The organism is Pedobacter nutrimenti, assembly GCF_032678445.1.
GTDB lineage: Bacteria > Bacteroidota > Bacteroidia > Sphingobacteriales > Sphingobacteriaceae > Pedobacter > Pedobacter nutrimenti_A.
Genome location: NZ_JAVTSQ010000007.1, coordinates 111,953 through 129,649 on the forward strand (window position 1 = coordinate 111,953; position 17,697 = coordinate 129,649).

Sequence of the window (17,697 nt, forward strand, 5' to 3'; positions counted from 1 at the left end):
CTTTGATTGATGCCTGATAGAGAAATTATAATTGAAGACTTTAATATCGACGAGCTGAACAATGTTTTTATAGCTCAGCATGCCGCTCACCCTGCTGATGCGGACATGTGGGGGTATTATGAGGTTAAGCCTTTGGAGCCGGATTTGGGTTATTGTCTGTTTATTTGCAGACCAGGATCTGCAATGACGGCGTATGTTTCGCTCAATATAGAGGGAACGACGCTAAGGATGGGCTGTGATTGTAAAGAACGAGGAATTGGTTTTTGTAGTCATCAGATTCAGGTGCTGTATAGTGTGATTCGCAGAGATGATATCCGTTTGTTTTTTGATAAGGGCTTGAGAAGGGAGAAAATGCTGCAGGTGGCAAAGGATTATGGTTTGGAACAGGAGCCGGATCTGGACCTTTTCTTCCTGGCAGCGTATAACGGCGGATCGGTCGAGATTAAACCCATCTCCAAAGCACTTTTTAAAGTGAATTCAGAAACGACTACTGCACTTGCTGCTAGTTTATTACCGGCACTTCCGGCAGGAAGCCGGGGGAAAGAGAGCGGTAGGAGCAGAAGGGTTATTGTGCTTAGAAAACACAAATATTACAGGCATTTGTATATTGAATTGTACGAAGGCGAGGAGACTCAGCAGGGGAAGGTGAAGAATCCGTTGGTTCTGATCAATCCCATGGATCTGATCTGGAAGGCTGAAGATAAGGATGAACTGAAATTCTATACGGCTGTAGCCAAGTTTCAGAATGCTTATGAATCGGAACGATCTGATTCAGATATTGAGGCGTTAAAGGCATTGGTCAGAAATCCTTTTGGCTTGGAAGTGTTTGAGCATAAGGATGGCGCGAAAAGTGTGAGTACCAGTTCGCTGAGCCCGGTGATGCTTAAGGCACTAAACATTGATATTAAAATTTCTGTAGATCAGAATGATGCTTTTTACCAGGTGGCCGGACAGCTTTATCTGGAAGACAGGTCTTATGACCTGGAAAAATTACAGGTAAAATTTAACTATTTTCTGGATTACAACAAGACCCTTTATCTGATCGATAACCCGGACTTTTTGAAGATGATCGACTTCTTTAAACAGCACAACAATAAAATTCTGATCCATCAGTCTAAATTTGCCGAATTTCAACAAAACATACTGAGCCGTCTGGAAGATAAAATTCATGTTTCCTATTCCTATCTGAAACCGGCTACAGCAAAGCAATTGAAGGAACAACATTTTGATTTGCCTAATGAGCAGCTGATTTATCTGTCTGACGAAGGGGATTATATTTTGCTGACCCCTGTATTGAAATATGGTGGTGTAGAGGTTCCTGTATTGAGTAAGAAAACAATTTATTCTATTGATGCCAAGGGTAATCCTTTTACCGTGAAACGGGATGAACCTTTGGAGCTTAGGTTGACTTCGGTCTTAATCCGGCAGCATCCTCATTTTGAGGAACAGTTGGACCACACTCATTTTTACCTGCACAAGTCCAGGTTTTTGGATAATGGCTGGTTTTTGGATGCATTTGAGGAGTGGAAGCAAGAAGGCATCACCGTACTTGGCTTCAATGAATTGAAAAATAATAAGTTAAGTCCTTATAAAGCAAAGATTGATATTAAGGTGCTGAGCGGACTGGATTGGTTTGAGACTTCTGCAGATGTTCGATTTGGAAGTGAAAAGGTTTCTTTAAAATACTTGCATAAATCGATCCGGAACAAGAGCAAGTTTGTACAACTTGGGGATGGTGCCTTAGGTATTTTACCAGATGAATGGATAGAGAAATTCTCTAAATATTTTAGTTCTGGGGAAGTAGCAGAAGAGGTGATTCGGACGCCGAAGGTAAATTTTGCATCTATTGCGGAGATGTATGAGGATGAGGTACTGTCAAAAGAAGTGAAACTTGAACTGGCGATGTACAATTCCAGGATCTCAGATTTTCATTCTATTACAGAAGTGAATGTCCCTTCAGGTTTTACAGGAGAATTGAGGGCTTATCAGTTACAGGGTTTAAACTGGTTGAACTTTTTGGATGAATTTGGTTTTGGCGGTTGTCTGGCCGATGATATGGGATTGGGGAAAACCATTCAGATCATTGCTTTTATATTGCTGCAAAAGGAGCGTGGGCGGCAGGCCAGCCTGATTGTAGTGCCAACAAGCCTTATTTTTAACTGGCAGACGGAGCTGGCCAGGTTTGCTCCATTGTTAAAAGTTCATACGCTGTATGGGGCAGAGAGAAAAAAGGATGCCAATGCTTTTAATCAAGCAGATGTAGTGATCACTTCTTATGGAACGATGTTGTACGATATTAATTTTATAAAGAAGTTTGAGTTCAATTATGTGTTTCTTGATGAATCTCAATCGGTTAAAAACCCTTCTTCTCAACGTTATCACGCAGCTGCTTTGTTGCGTTCGAGAAATAAGATTATGATTACCGGAACACCTGTGGAGAACAGCACTTTTGATCTGTATGGTCAGCTTTCGCTGGCCAGTCCTGGCCTTCTGGGTTCCAGACAGTATTTTAAAGATCATTATTCCACGCCTATTGATAAATTTAAAGATATCAAAAGGTCGCTGGAACTGCAGAAAAAGGTCAGACCTTTTATTTTGCGCCGGACGAAGAAACAAGTGGCGGAGGAACTTCCGGATAAAACGGAGATGGTTTTGTATTGTGAGATGGGGGAGGAACAGAGAAAAGTATATGACTCTTATAAGGAAGAATACCGTAATTTCCTTTTAACACATAAGGAAGAAGATCTTTCAAAGCACAGTATACATGTTTTAAAAGGCTTGACGATATTGAGGCAGATCTGTAATTCGCCAGCTCTGTTGAAAGAAGATGTTTTTTATGGAGAGGCTTCTTCTAAGATTACGGTACTGATGGAGGAGATAGAGAGTAAATCATCCCAGCATAAGATTCTTGTTTTTTCCCAGTTTGTAACCATGCTGGATTTGATCAAAAAGGAACTGGTACAACGGGATATATCATTTGAATACCTGACAGGACAATCGAGAAACAGGGCGGCAAGGGTGAATGAATTTCAACAAAATGATGGGGTCAGGGTCTTTTTGATCAGCTTAAAAGCCGGGGGTGTTGGTCTGAATTTAACAGAGGCGGATTATGTGTATCTGGTAGACCCCTGGTGGAACCCGGCTGTGGAAAATCAGGCGATTGACAGGAGTTACCGTATTGGACAAAAGAAAAATGTAATTGCGGTAAGATTGATTTGTCCGGGAACCATAGAAGAGAAGATAATGAGGTTGCAGGAGCAGAAGAAAGATCTCGTCAATGACCTGATCAAAACAGATGCGGCCACCTTGAAGCAACTTTCGAAGAAGGACCTGCTGGAATTGTTTAATTAATAACTTAGTTTTGCAGAATTGAAGACCCTGTTGGTGAAAAGCATGTATAAATATTTGGTGGTTTTTTTCTGTTGTATACTTGGTCATTTGGCCGTAAATGCCCAGGCTTTGCCGCAGCAACCGCTCGATTCTGCAGTGAAGCCAGTGTATAGATACAGGGTGGTGAGGGATTCTGCATTTTATGCAAGACAAAAATTTGTAACCGACTCCATCCTTATGCACAGTTGGCTGATTCCGGATTCTTTGCTGAGTTCTACGCTGCTGATGGATAGTATTATGAAACTGAAGGTATACAGCAGGCCAGCTGGCGAGCCCTGGTATACGATTTATAATAAAGTGAAAAAAGAAGATTTGTTTAAATCCGGAACGCCTTTACCCAAAGGACAGGTGTGGATTTTGGGCTTTATTGCATTTCTGCTGGTTGTTTTTGCTATACTAAGGAATTCTTTTTCCAAACAGCTGGATAGTATTGTTCAGTCCTTTTTCAGTAACCGGGTTTTGAATAATTTAAATAAGGAAGATAACTTGTTTACATCCTGGCCGTTTTTGCTCTTATTTATACAGTTTGGTTTCACCATCGGAATGTTTTTCTACCTGGTGACGCAGTTTTACAATATTTCTTACTGGGGTGGTGGATTCCGGTTCTTTCTGACCATTTCTGTACTGATTGTGATTTTATATGCAGTGAAAATTATTCTTTTACGCCTGATGGGTTTTCTGTTTAACATACAAAAGCCGGTACATGAATATATTTCTATATTATATTTAAGTTATTTTAATATTTCTCTAGTATTTATTCCCCTGGTGGTGGCATTTGCCTTATCTCCACTGAGATATGGTCTTTATTATATTGCAATTTCTTTCATTCTGCTGGCTGTAATCTTTGCATTTCAGTTTATTAGAGCAGGTATAAATATTTTATCTCACTATCGGCTTTCAAAAATCTATTTATTTTTGTACTTTTGTGCCCTCGAAATTTGTCCTATTTTGATATTAATCAAGGCAATAGGGTTATAATAAAGCGGTAATTAGATAATGCAAGAAAACAAAGAAGATAGGTTGCGTAAGGTAAAAAGTATATTGATTACTTTACCGAAGCCTGAAACAGAGAAGTCGCCTTATTTTGATTTGGCTAAAAAATTCAATTTAAAGATAGATTTTAGGTCTTTTATCCATGTTGAAGGAGTTCCTGCTCGGGACTTTAGAAAGGATAAGATTAACCTTGCTGATTTTACTGCGGTTGTTTTTACCAGCAGAAATGCCGTAGATCATTTTTTCAGGATTTGTGAAGAAATGAGATATGAGGTTCCTTCTGATCTGAAATATTTCTGTATTTCAGAATCAACAGCCCTGTACCTGCAAAAGTATATTCAGTACCGTAAACGGAAGATATTTTTTGGAAAACAAACAGCAGCGGATCTTGCTGAGGTATTGAAAAAACATGCCAATGAGAAGTTCCTGTACCCATGTTCTGATGTGGCTACAGAGGATACCATGAAATTCCTTCAAAAGAACGGGTATGATTTCACACCAGCTGTGCTGTTCAGAACGGTTGTGAGTGACCTTTCTGATCTTGCTGAGGTCTTTTATGATGTCATTGCATTCTTTAGTCCTTCCAGTATCCAGTCCCTGTATACCAATTTCCCGGATTTCGCTCAAAACAATACTCGTATAGCTGCTTTTGGTGTGAATACGCATAAGGCGGTTACAGATAATGGTCTGATTGTGGATATTGCTGCACCTTCGCCCGAAGCTCCTTCGATGATTATGGCGATTGAAAACTATATTAAAAAATCAAATAAATAAGAATTCGATTCTGCTGAAGCCTTTTTTATAGCTGAATAATTGTTTATATCAATGATTATTGATAAAATTGTTATAAAATTGCTTCAGTAGAATATGAGAAAAATTTACTTTTTTGGTTTTATTGTTGTTGCAGCATTATTTTCCAGTTGTGGAAAAGGCGGTCAGGGCGAACTGGTCGGTGTTTACAACAAAAAATTCAAAAATAATAGAATCCCATTAGGGATGGTTTATATCCCCCCAGGCCGTACGCTCATTGGCATGTCAGATGAGGATATCAACAACACTCAGAGCGCTCCAAGCAGAATGACCTCTTTTAGTGCGTTCTATATGGATCAAACAGAAATTACGAACGCCGAGTACCGTCAGTTTGTAAATTGGGTAAGGGACTCGATTGCCATTACCATGCTTGGTCCAAGTGGAGCTCCTAATTTATTTAAGCCTGTGCCAACTACCCAGGGCGGTGCAACTCTGACCTCCAACAGAGACATTGACTGGAGAAAAGCAGGCGATCTGTGGAAAGGGAAAAATAATGCTTATGCCAGTAAGCTATCGGATCTCTACTATAGTGGTGACGATGCTCTTCCAGGAAGACGTGAAATAGATATCCGCAAGCTCAAATATTCTTACAGTATTGTTAACCTCGATCTTGCCGTACAGGGAAGAAAAGACAAAACCAAAAACCGTAAGGATTTTATACAGAGTTATGTGGATTCTCCGGATCCAAGTAAACCAAACGAGTTTCCTTCTGTTGCGGTTTATCCGGATACCTTGGTTTGGAAAGTAGATTTTTCTTATTCGCAGAATGATCCGATGGTTAAAACCTATTTTAACCACCCGTCCTATGACAATTATCCTGTGGTAGGGGTAACCTGGGAGCAGGCCAACGCTTTTTGCGTATGGAGAACCCGGTTCTATCAGTCGGTTGCCGCTTCGAGAAGAATGCCTCTGAATGCAAGACCGGAATACAGGCTGCCAACGGATGCTGAATTTGAATACGCAGCAAGAGGTGGAAATGTGAAAACCAAATATCCTTGGGGAGGCCCTTATGTACGTAATGCCAAAGGCTGTATGCAGGCTAATTTTAAAGTTGGACGTGGAAATTATTCTGATGACGGTGGTTTGTATACGGTGAATGTTAAATCGTATTTTCCGAATGACTATGGCTTGTACAATATGGCTGGTAATGTAGCAGAGTGGACAGTGACGGCATACAATCAGTCTGCTGCCCCAATGCTTTCAGACTTCAACCCGAACTTTACTTATGTGGCTAAACCCTCAGACAGTAAATACCTGAAACGTAAAGTTGTTCGTGGTGGTTCATGGAAAGATATTGGTTTCTTTTTGCAGAACTCTGTTGCTACTTACGAGTACCAGGATCAGGCAAGGTCGTACATTGGTTTCAGATGCGTGGTTTCATACCCGGGATCTGATATCAACTATAAAAATTAATCATAACAATTAATTATACAAATTATCTCTATCTAAATTCGCATGGCAGCAACACGTAAATTCGACTGGTTACACGTAGCAATTTCCTGGGGTGCAAGTATTGTAATCCTGGGTGCATTATTTAAAATTCTTCATATTGGGGGTGTCCTTGGTAATTATGCCATAGGTATTGGACTGGGGGTTGAAGCTTGCTTATTCTTCCTTACCGGTTTAAGACAACCACCAGCGGAGCCAGAATGGGAAAGAGTTTATCCTGAATTGAGTGACAGTTACACGGGAGAGTTACCAAAAACTTCATCCAGACCTGTTGCTGCGGTTTCGGCCGGAAATACAGCTGCATTGGATAAAATGCTGTCTGATGCTAAAATTGGTCCTGAATTGATTGAAAGTCTGGGTACCGGCCTTCGTACATTTGGGGATAAAGTTGCTGCGATTTCAAGTGTTGCTGATGCTTCGGTTGCCACAACGGAATTTACAGGTAAATTAAAGTCTGCTTCTGCAGGTTTTGAACAATTGAACAGTGCTTTTGGAAAAGCGACAGAACAATTGGCTGAAATGGGCAAGAGCAGCGGCGAGTCCAAAGCTTACCATGAACAGGTAACAGCACTGGCTAAAAATCTTTCTGCTTTAAATGCGGTTTATGAATTGGAATTACAGGATTCAAGTGCGCATTTAAAGTCAATGAATAAATTTTATCAAAATCTTTCTCTGACTATGAACAATTTTAATGAATCTATGGAAGATTCTAAACAGTTCAAGGAAGAAGTAGGCAAACTGGCCAAAAATTTATCTTCACTAAATGCCATTTATGGTAACATGTTGTCTGCAATGAACCAGACCCGTGTTTAATTAGTAGTTTATTTATTAATTAACCAAAACAGACCTATTAAAATGGCCGGAGGAAGAGAAACAACAAGGCAGAAGATGATCAATATCATGTATTTGGTATTGCTTGCTATGCTTGCATTAAACGTGTCGGATACCATATTGAATGCTTTTAAAAACATCAATGATAGTTTAGAGTCATCCAAGACGAACGTAAATACAAGTGTAGATCAATTATTTTCTGCATTTCAGAATACAAAATTAAAAGAAGAACCCGCAAGGGCGCAGCCGATTTGGGAAAAAGCCAATAAGGCAAAAACTTATGCAGATGAGCTCAATGCTTATGTTGAAAAGTTAAAGCAGCAATTTGTTGCTGAAGGTGGAGGTCTTGATCCGGAAACTGGTGACATCAAAAGAAGAGAGAATCAGGACATTGCCCAGGGCATTATGATCAATCATAAAGAAGGCGATAAATTGAAGGATAAGATCAATGAGACAAGAGAAAAGCTGATCAATTTGCTGGAACCTGCAGATCGCCATTCGGTAACTTTTAGCCTGGAGGCAAAAGATGCGACAAAGAATGTGAATGGTAAAAAACAATGGTCGGACATCAATTTCGGTGAAGGTACACCGTTGACTGCGGCAAATACGATTTTAACAAAGATCCAGGCCGATACTAAAAATGCGGAAGCGGAGATTGTGAAAAAGTTATTTGGCAATATGGATAAGGCACAAGTAAATCTTGACCAGTTTGATGCCGTTGCAGTTGCACCTACTTCTTATGTGATACAAGGCCAGCCTTATACAGCTCAGGTATTTCTGACCGCGAGTGATAGCCGTTCAACACCAGAAATTACAGTAGGCGGAAGCCCATTGGCGGTAAAGGACGGAAAGGCGACTTATATCGGAGGTACTTCTGGTGTCGGTGTATTTAAATGGGTGGGTGTTGTGCGTGTAAAACAAACGGACGGACAGATTAAAGAATACAAAACACCAGAACAGAGTTATCAGGTTGCTAAACCATCTGCAACGGTGTCTCCGGATAAAATGAATGTGATCTATGCCGGAATTCCAAATCCGTTTTCTGTTTCAGCTGCAGGTTTTCCTTTAGAGAGCGTTAAAGCTAGCATCAGTGGGGGAAGCATAAGTGGCGGGGGCGGAAAGTTTACCGTAAGTGTTGGTGGTGCACAGGTTGGAAAGGAACTAAGCATTAATGTAAGCGCAACCAACGCGGGTAAAACGGTAAACCTGGGTTCCCAGAAGTTCCGTGTAAAAGCTTTGCCTACACCGAGAGCAATGGTTAAAGGGAAATCAGGAGGCAATGTGCCTTTATCCTGGTTAACCGGTTCGAATGAGCTGGAAACCCAACTGGAAGATTTTGTATTTGACGTAAAATACAGGGTACTCCGTTATTCGGCTACCTTTATTAACCCACGTTCTGATGCGGTCACAATGCAAGGCAGCGGAGCTGGATTTGGAGGAGCGGTTAAAGGTGCGCTCAATTCCATTAAACCTGGTGCAACGGTGATCTTTAAAGATATTGTTTGTGAAGGACCGGACGGCAGGCAAAAGGTGCTGGATCCAATTACATTTATCGCCAAATAGCCTGTGAGAATAAAAGAAAATCATACCCAAATGAAAAAGGTTATATATACAGTTGTTTTATTGTTGTTGTGCAGTGCTTCATTTGCGCAGACCGGCAAGCGTAAAACAACCGCTAAAAAAGCGAAGACGACAGCTTCAAAGCCGGCTCCGACAGTTGCCCCTGCTGTTGCGGCTACGGATACAACGGCAAAAGTGCAGAAGAAAATGAAGCTGAAGACGCCGCCGAGAGATGGCTTTTCTGTAAGAAATGATATTGACAGTAATGTGATGGTGCCATATGCAGATGTTCGTGAAGAGGATGTCTACTACGCAAAACGCATTTGGAGAGAGATTGATTTGAGAGATACGGTGAATTCTGTACTGAATTCTGAGAAATCTAAACTGATCGATATTTTGCTGCAGGCTATTGGAAACGAAGAACTGACTGTATATTCTCCAAAAGATACGGCTTCGGGTAAGGTATTGGATGATAATGATTCCTTTAAGATTGCCATGTCACCCCAGGATGCGCTTCGCAGTGCCAGAGGGACCAGCGAAGGTGTTGCAGATTCTGTAACGGGTAAACTTACAGGTCCTGTACTGAACCGCCTGAATGCCGATGAGTTTGTTAAATTCAGGATCAAAGAAGATTGGATCCTGGACATTAAACGTTCGGTTTTTGAGCCGAGAATCATTGGGATTGCACCGATGAAGATGGAGGAAGGAAACTGGAGACCTGTATTCTGGGTGTACTATGACGATGCGAGGGAATTGCTGAGTAAGCAAAGATTGGTTAATCCGGGTAATGATGCATCTGTATTGACTTTTGATGATTTCTTTGTAAGAAGGCTGTTTGCAAGTTATGTGATTAAGGAAACGAATCCTTCCAATAAGAATATTACAGATATCCTAGGGCTTACAGATCCTAAAGATCCGAGAAAGCTGTATGAATCTGAAAGAATTAAGAAATCCATTTCAGACTTCGAACAGAGTCTTTGGGAATACTAAAACAGTATAAGGATTTATGGCCCCGGTTTTCTGACCGGGGCTTTTTTATTTATTGAAATAGGTTAAAAGGGTTTTGACCTGGCTTTTATTAAGTACTTTGGCTAATTCCTGTTCTTCGGCTTCCTTAATCCTTTTAACGGATTTGAAATGGCGGAGCAGTTTGTCTGCCGTTGTTTTACCTATACCTTCTATACTTTCCAGTTCTGTTTTCAGGGTTCCCTGATCTCTTTTCTTTCTGTGAAAGGTAATTCCAAAGCGGTGTGCTTCGTCACGAAGCTGTTGGATCACTTTTAGCGTTTCTGATTTCTTATCGAGGTAAAGAGGAAAGCTGTCTCCTGGGTAGTATAATTCTTCCAGTCTTTTGGCAATTCCGATTACAGTGACCTGTTTTTCTATGCCAAGCTTCTTTAGGCTACTCATGGCAGAGGATAGCTGGCCTTTACCGCCATCAATGATGATGAGTTGAGGCAAAGGCTGTTCTTCTTCCAGCATGCGCTTATATCGTCTGTAAACGGCTTCTTCCATCGTAGCGAAATCATTGGGGCCTTCAACGGTCTTGACGTTGAAGTGGCGGTAGTCTTTTTTAGAGGGTTTGGCATCTCTAAAGACGACTATAGCCGATACAGGGTATTTGCCCTGGAAGTTGGAGTTATCAAAACATTCAATGTGATGTGGAAGCCTGGTTAGCCTCAGGTCTTTCTGCATTTGTGTCAGGATACGCTCAGAACGAAGGTCGGGATTGAGTTTCTCATACTGGTTGAGTTTCTCTTTTCTGAAAAACAGCACGTTCTTTTGTGAAAGTTCCAGCAGACTCTTTTTTTCTCCGAGTTTCGGAACCGTGAATTTGAGTCCTGCATCGCTGAGTTTGATCTCAAAAGGGACGATGATTTCTTTGGAGGTGCTGTTGAATTTTGTCCTGAATTCGGTGATGGCCAGGGTCAGGAGTTCTTCATCCGTTTCATCCAACCGTTTTTTAATTTCAATGGTTTGGGTTTGAATGATGCTTCCATTCATTATCTTGAGGTAGTTTACAAATGCATAACGTTCATCTGATGCAATGCTTACCACATCAATATTGGTAATGGAGCTGTTTACTACTGTAGACTTGCTCTGGTATTTTTCCAGGACAAGTAGTTTTTTCTGATAATGGTGTGCATATTCAAAATTGAGTTCCTCAACCGCATTCTTAATGATCTGTTTAACGTCTTTGATCACATTACCAATCTTTCCGTTAAGAATGTCTTTAATTTCTTCAATATTCTGATTGTAATCTTCTTCCAGCTGGTAGGCCTGACATGGGCCTTTACAATTTCCAATCTGGTATTCAAGGCAAACTTTAAACTTTCCAGCTTCTATATTTGGCCGGGTTAAAGGAAGATTACAGGTACGGAGCGGATAAGTTTCCTTGATCAGATCCAGAATGGTGTGCATCATGCCTACAGAAGCATAGGGCCCAAAATAAGTGGAGCCGTCCTTCACCATTTTCCGGGTCCAGAAAACCCTGGGGAAAGTTTCTTTTTTAATGATGATCCAGGGATAGGTTTTATCATCCTTCAACATGATGTTATACCTTGGCTGATGCTTTTTGATCAGGCTGTTTTCGAGCAGCCAGGCATCAATTTCGGTATCGACAATAGTAAAGGTGATTTTTCGGATCCTGGAAACCAATACCCTTGTTTTTCCGTTGAGCTGGTTATCTTGTATAAAATAGGACCCGACCCGGTTTCGCAGATCTTTGGCCTTACCGATATAGATCAGGGTGCCTTCTGCATCCCAGTACTGGTAAACACCAGGTTTATGGGGAATATCGGCCAGGGCCTTTTTATGGTCAAAAGCACTCATCTGCAATCAGTTTTTGAAAAAAATATACGGTTAGAAACCTAATTTCTCATCCAGTTCGGTTTTGTTTTGGTCTGGCTGCTGGTACTGGTTGCAGTCATATACTATAGAAACACCATTCTTAGGGACATCAAAATCGTCTTTTCTGATCTTGAGTTTTGGATTGGCATACACTCTTTTCAGGAAGCCGGCAAAAATAGGCAGTGCCGTATTTCCCCCTTCACCTTCCCGGGTACTGATGAAATGGAACGCACGGTCTTCGCAACCTGTCCATACCCCACCCACAAGTTGAGGTGTGATGCCCATAAACCATCCATCGGAGTTGTTCTGCGTGGTACCTGTTTTACCTCCAACTGGTGTCTTGATACCATATTTGTAGCTTAAGCGCGATGCCGTACCATTGAGTACTACGCCACGGAGCATACGGGTCATTACATAAGCCACTTCTTCATTCAGTGCCGGGTGTACACTTGGGTGTTTCTCATATAAAACTATCCCGTTTTTATCTTCAATACGTAAGATATAAGTAGGCTCCGTCCAAAGGCCTTTATTGGCAAAAACACTGTAGGCACCTACCATATCGTATACCGAGGCATCGAAGGAGCCCAGGGAAATGGAAGGGTAGGCCGGAACGTCTGAAGTAATTCCCATTTTTTTAGCCAGTGCAGCTACAGCAGTTGGCCCAACCTGTTTCATAAGGTAAGCTGCAATATAGTTTTGGGAGTAAGCAAGGGCTTTTTGCAGGGTAATGGCTCCTGGTAAGGTTCCTGAAGACCTGGGTACCCAGGGTTTTCCGCCTGGAACATCAATGCTTACCGGTTCGTTCATTACGGTGTAGCAAGGGGAGTAGCCATTGTCTATAGCAACCGCATAGGTAAATGGTTTGGCTGTAGAACCTACCTGACGTGTACCCATTTTGACCTGATCATATTTGAAGTGCTGGTAATTGATCCCGCCAACCCAGGCTTTAACATAGCCGGTTTGAGGGTCCATCACCATCATTGCATTGCGCAAAAGCATTTTGTAATATTTTACGGAGTCAACTGGCTTCATCAGGGTATCGATGTCCCCTTTCCAGGTAAAAATATTCAGGCGGGTAGGGGTATTGAAATCTTTTTTGATCTCTTCTTCACTTTTACCCTCCAGTTGTAGTGCTTTATAACGATCTGATCTTCTAATACCCTGTTCAATTTGTAACTCTTTATCCTTGAAAGGGTTTTTCCCTTTCCAGCTGGCTGTGAATTGGGCCTGCAGGATTTTCATATACTCCTTCTGAGCTTCTTCAGCATAGACCTGCATATCATAATTGAGTGTGGTGATCACGCGGAGGCCATCTCTATCCAGGTCGTAAGGTGTTCCATCTGCTTTAAGAATGGAACGGTCCTGGAAAATTTTCTTGATATCGTTTTTTAATACGGCTCTAAAATAAGGCGCAATTCCATCGTTTACTGTTGCGGCATTAAATTTAAGACTTAAAGGTTTTTCTTTCTCTGTATCGTACTGTTCCTGTGTAAGCAGGTTCGCTTTCACCATCATAGACATTACTGTATTGCGGCGGGCAATAGAACGGTCTGGATTACGGGTTGGAGAATATCTGGTGATCCCTTTTTGCAAACCAACGAGGGTGGCCGCCTGGGGTACGGTTAACTGGTCTGGAGTGGTGTTGAAATATACCCTGGCAGCTGATTTAATTCCATACGCCTGGTTTCCAAAGTCCACCGTATTCAGGTACATGGTAATGATTTCTTCCTTCGTATAGTTTCTCTCCAGTTTAACGGCGATCACCCATTCCTGAAATTTCTGCATCAGCCGTTTAAAGAAGTTTTTCTGACGGCCTTCTTCGGAGAATAAGTTCAAGGCAAGTTGTTGTGTAATTGTACTTCCCCCTTGTTTTTTTCCAACCAGATTATAAAAGATGATGGTAAAGGTTCTGGTAAAATCGATTCCTGAGTGCTCTTTAAAACGAGTGTCTTCCGTAGATATCAGCGCATTGATCACATTTGGAGAAATTTTCGGGTAAGTAACATTGGAACGGTTTTGTACAAAATAAGTTCCGATCACCCTTCCGTCGTCTGCGACGATCTCAGTGGCCTGGTTGCTTTTAGGGTGCTCTATGTCTCTGAATGATGGTAAAGTGCCGAAAACCCCGAAGCCAATAGAGATGATGAACAGTGCAAATAATATAATACCACCAATCAGGAGTTTCCAAATGGTTAGATTATATCTCTTTATATCTGTTGAGGTAAGGGTTTGGCTCATTTCAATAATTGTTTTTGTAGAACTCTATGTACTTGTTTAGAAGGTCCTTATTTTTTAATTTATCAAAGTTTTCTTTACTGATGATGAAGGTACTGTACATATTTTCAGGTACTTTCATGATCTGTTTTAGCTGAGGGATAATTCCTTCAGCATATATTTTTGCGTCGTCAAAACTACTAAAGTTCCCGACGTAAATTAGCTGATCATTGTCAAATTCTGTTAAATGATGCTTTAAATTGTCTCCAGTGTAGTTTCCACGGTTAAATTGACCGATACCAAAACGAGAAGAACTTAAGGTTAGGCTGGCATCGGCTACGTCAATGACAAAGTAATAGGTTTCAGATTTGGCAGAACTGAAGATACTTTCTGGTTTTTTAAGTATTGGGTCTGCTGGCTTTGGCTGGGCAGGTATTGTTGGTTGAACCACCGGAACTATAGCTTGTGGCTTAGGGACTTCTGGTTTAACTGGCGCTGCTGTTTGAACCACCAATTGTTCTTTTGGTTGTTGTACTGGTGTACTGGCGATCTGCTGTTCCATAAACCTAGGTTCTCCCAGATCAAAGTCTGTAAGCGCTATTTTTCTTTTTTTGAAAATGGCCAGGTGCTGATCTATATAGGCCAGGTGGTCTTGTACCAGAGGGGTAATCAGTTTATCATCTGGAAATTTGCCGACAATCTCTTTGAAGGCATTGATCAGACTATCTACATTATTGGTTCTTCCAATGGCTATAGATTTAAGATAGGCAAATTGCGGAGAAAGATAATTGCTCGGGGAAATTTCGTTTAATGCATTTACATCAGTGATGACCTGAGGGAAATCTTTCTTTTCGTAAAGGCCAAAGATGTTATTATATCGTTTGGTGATTTCTGCTTCCTGTGCGGATTGTCTGACGGTGAAGTTAGGATCCAGGATCGTTTTTGCGTAGACCGTAGACGGAAATTGCGTCAGTACAGTGTTTTTATATCCTGAAGCTTTTGCCGGATTGGATGTCTTGTAGCTTAAATAGAGGCCGTAGTTGATGGCGGCCAGATGATTGTTGTCGGGAAACCTTTGGAGCAGGAGTTCATAGATCTTTGCGGCTTCTTCGTTGTCGTTGAGTTCCTGCTGGTAGAAGTTGGCAATCTCATAATAAGCATCAATGATCTTTTGATTGCTGGCTTTAAGGAGATCCGGGCTCAGGGGAAGTGCAGCAGTATAGGCTTTGATCTTCGCAGAATCACTAACCAGAGTACTTGTTGCATGATCTGGATTGTTCGGCAGGCCGGAATTGTCAAGGTTGGCTACATTTTGTGTATTGGCTTGTGATGAAGACCGGATACTTTGTCTCCAGTTGTCTTCCAGTTTACGGTTGCCCCATCTCTTCTTGAAATCCATGAAGCCGTTGCTTACCGCAGTTGTATTTGCAAAATAGAAGGTATTTACTGTGGCTGCTCTTTTTCCTGAGTTTTGAGTGTTATTCTGGTAAACAGGGATATTGCTGTTAACGTTTAGGGCTTGTTCTGCAGATTTTTTTACAGGGGGTGTTACAAATGCTTCAATCCTGTGTTTACGCTCCGGCTCGGGAAGCTTGGCAATCATCTGTAAGGTGTCCTGGAGGGATATGGATTCATACCGGCTGGTCAGATACTCCAGATTTTGATCCTTCTTAAGGATGAGATCGTAACCGGTATAGTTTTTTGGAAGTGTATTTACTGTACTGTCGTAATAAGCTTTGGCTTTCAGGTAGTTCTTGTATTCTTTAAAATTAAGGTCTGCGATCCGCAGATAGGATAAACCCTTTTGATAAGGATTCCTTGTGCTTGCACTTACAGACTTCATATAATATTTTTCTGCACCCTGATAGTCTTTTTCGTCTGCATAGCTCTGAGCAATCTGATAAAAGATCTGGTCAATATAGTCTGTGTTTTTATCGTCTTTTAACAAGGCCGAAAGTTCCTGCTTACGGTTCATGTTTTCTCCGCTTAACAAACCTTTAACCCTGATTCTGCTGAGGTTGGCATTAAAATAGAGTTCAAATGCAGCATTGCTCTTTTGTACCTTTATATAGTCTTTAAGTGATGGATGGTAATTTTTTTCTTCTTCATATAACTGCCCAAGGATATAATGCCATCTGATCTCGTTTCTTTTGATGCTTCCTTCTTTAAGTGCCGACTCGAGGTAGACAATCGCATCTTTGTAGCGGTTAACGGCAATACTCATTTGGGCTAGTGTGGCCAGGGGTTCTGCTCTTTTTCTTTTAATGAGTTTGAGGTTCTCTTCCAGTGTATCCAGCGTGAAACCTGCCTCTCTTAGATTGTTCAGCTGGATCAGACTTCTGGCTTTTCCGTTCAGTGCCTGTACGTATATGGGTAGATTGTTTTTATAAGTCCTGGTCACGTAGTCAAAATATTCCTGGGCAACAAAATAGTTTCCTTTTAAAAATTGTGCTTTTCCAAGAAGCAGATAGGCATCGTCTATATAGTTGCTGAAACTTTTTTCCGCTATGATCGTTTGTGCTTTATGGATCACCTTATCCAGTGCGGCACTGTTCACAGATCCGCTAAACGGATCTCTGGCGTTGGGGTCAAATTTTTCGGGCGCAATATAAACAGGTAGGATATCATTGAAATTATCTGCATAATTGTCGCTGAGTTCTGCTTCGTAGTTGTCCAATATAACGTTGGCATTATAAAAATAATTATAGCGGGCAGTTAAATTTTGCATGCTTCTGCTTGCGGCAGTATCTTTGGGAGTACCACAAGAGGCAAGAATGCAGGAGCCTAAACAAATTAATATTATCTTTAGGCTATGAATAGCGTAATTTTTCAAAAGCACTTGTTGAGTTTAATTTCAATTAAAATGTATACAAAAATATTTTATTCAGCAATTAATTCTAATGAATTGGTGTTTTTTATTTGATCAGGTTATGGAAGACTCTAATAAAGATAAAGATCAGGGGCCAGGAAATTTTATTAAATATTCCGGGATTGGTTTCCAAATGCTGGCTACCATAGGTGTATTTGCATTTATTGGATATAAGATTGATGAACACCAGCATCGTTCCAAGCCTATATTTACGGCCATATTTAGTCTCGCTGGCGTGCTTTTGTCTTTATATCAAGTTGTCAAACAATTGAATAAAAAATAAGAATGACTTCTCCAAAGGTATTTTTAATACTTTTGTAAAAAATGGAGATAAAATTGAATCTAGTAAAATTTACGTTATTCTATATAGCTTATGCGCTTATCCTTGGCGGAGTTGCATCGATGTTGCCATCGTTTTTTCCCGGCCAAACTGTTCTCGTTCCAAAATTCTGGCTGGTGTTTGGTTTCCTTGGAGGGATCACTTTTATCGCTTATGTTGTGGTTTATTTGGGGATGAAACGTAATCCGGAAACGGCAATTATGGCCATAATGGGGTCGATAGCGTTGAAAATGTTGTTCTCTATGGCTTTCGTCCTGATTTACAGTCTGAAAAGCAAAGGAAATGGCTTAGTTTTCGTCCTGAATTTTTTTTCTTTATATTTATTGTTTAGCTTCTTTGAAATATACTGTTTGTTATGTAACTTGCGCCACCAAAATAAATAGTAAAAATC

The 17,697-nt window shown here is 40.9% G+C and carries 12 protein-coding genes; 9 read left to right on the plus strand and 3 right to left on the minus strand.

Annotated features, from left to right (window positions below):
• The first annotated feature begins 9 nt into the window (after positions 1–9).
• The 7 genes from R2S08_RS13860 (at position 10) to gldN (ending at position 10,023) form a co-directional block, all read left to right on the plus strand.
• Positions 10–3,351 (plus strand): DEAD/DEAH box helicase, encoded by a 3,342-nt coding sequence (locus tag R2S08_RS13860; RefSeq protein ID WP_316835746.1) that lies wholly within the window; start codon positions 10–12, stop codon positions 3,349–3,351.
• Between the two features lie 42 nt (positions 3,352–3,393).
• Complete coding sequence (locus tag R2S08_RS13865; RefSeq protein WP_316835747.1) at positions 3,394–4,368, plus strand: DUF4271 domain-containing protein; 975 nt, start codon at positions 3,394–3,396, stop codon at positions 4,366–4,368.
• Between the two features lie 18 nt (positions 4,369–4,386).
• Positions 4,387–5,157: a uroporphyrinogen-III synthase gene (locus tag R2S08_RS13870; protein ID WP_133783430.1), complete on the plus strand. Its 771-nt coding sequence runs from the start codon at positions 4,387–4,389 to the stop codon at positions 5,155–5,157.
• A gap of 93 nt (positions 5,158–5,250) precedes the next feature.
• Complete coding sequence (locus tag R2S08_RS13875; RefSeq protein WP_316835748.1) at positions 5,251–6,606, plus strand: SUMF1/EgtB/PvdO family nonheme iron enzyme; 1,356 nt, start codon at positions 5,251–5,253, stop codon at positions 6,604–6,606.
• 42 nt (positions 6,607–6,648) lie between these two features.
• Positions 6,649–7,455, plus strand: coding sequence for a gliding motility protein GldL (gene gldL / locus R2S08_RS13880; protein ID WP_133783425.1), 807 nt, complete (start codon positions 6,649–6,651; stop codon positions 7,453–7,455).
• A gap of 42 nt (positions 7,456–7,497) precedes the next feature.
• A complete protein-coding gene (gldM, locus tag R2S08_RS13885; protein WP_316835749.1) occupies positions 7,498–9,036 on the plus strand; it encodes a gliding motility protein GldM in 1,539 nt (512 codons plus the stop codon).
• A gap of 30 nt (positions 9,037–9,066) precedes the next feature.
• Positions 9,067–10,023 carry a gliding motility protein GldN gene (gene gldN, locus R2S08_RS13890; RefSeq protein ID WP_316835750.1) on the plus strand — a complete coding sequence of 319 codons (957 nt, stop codon included), beginning with the start codon at positions 9,067–9,069 and terminating at the stop codon, positions 10,021–10,023.
• A gap of 45 nt (positions 10,024–10,068) precedes the next feature.
• Here gldN and uvrC read toward each other — a convergent pair whose 3' ends face one another.
• From uvrC to R2S08_RS13905, 3 genes are read right to left on the minus strand one after another with little or no spacing between them, the layout of a single operon-like run.
• Positions 10,069–11,865: an excinuclease ABC subunit UvrC gene (uvrC, locus tag R2S08_RS13895; protein ID WP_316835751.1), complete on the minus strand. Its 1,797-nt coding sequence runs from the start codon at positions 11,863–11,865 to the stop codon at positions 10,069–10,071.
• A 30-nt stretch (positions 11,866–11,895) separates the two neighbouring features.
• Positions 11,896–14,121, minus strand: a complete 2,226-nt coding sequence (locus R2S08_RS13900; RefSeq protein ID WP_316835752.1) for a penicillin-binding protein 1A — start codon at positions 14,119–14,121, stop codon at positions 11,896–11,898.
• 1 nt (position 14,122) lies between these two features.
• Positions 14,123–16,825: a tetratricopeptide repeat protein gene (locus R2S08_RS13905; protein WP_316835753.1), complete on the minus strand. Its 2,703-nt coding sequence runs from the start codon at positions 16,823–16,825 to the stop codon at positions 14,123–14,125.
• A gap of 202 nt (positions 16,826–17,027) precedes the next feature.
• Between R2S08_RS13905 and R2S08_RS13910 the strand changes: the two genes are divergently transcribed.
• Positions 17,028–17,249 (plus strand): AtpZ/AtpI family protein, encoded by a 222-nt coding sequence (locus R2S08_RS13910; protein ID WP_133783413.1) that lies wholly within the window; start codon positions 17,028–17,030, stop codon positions 17,247–17,249.
• 41 nt (positions 17,250–17,290) lie between these two features.
• Complete coding sequence (locus R2S08_RS13915; protein ID WP_316835754.1) at positions 17,291–17,689, plus strand: hypothetical protein; 399 nt, start codon at positions 17,291–17,293, stop codon at positions 17,687–17,689.
• Positions 17,690–17,697 lie beyond the last annotated feature (8 nt).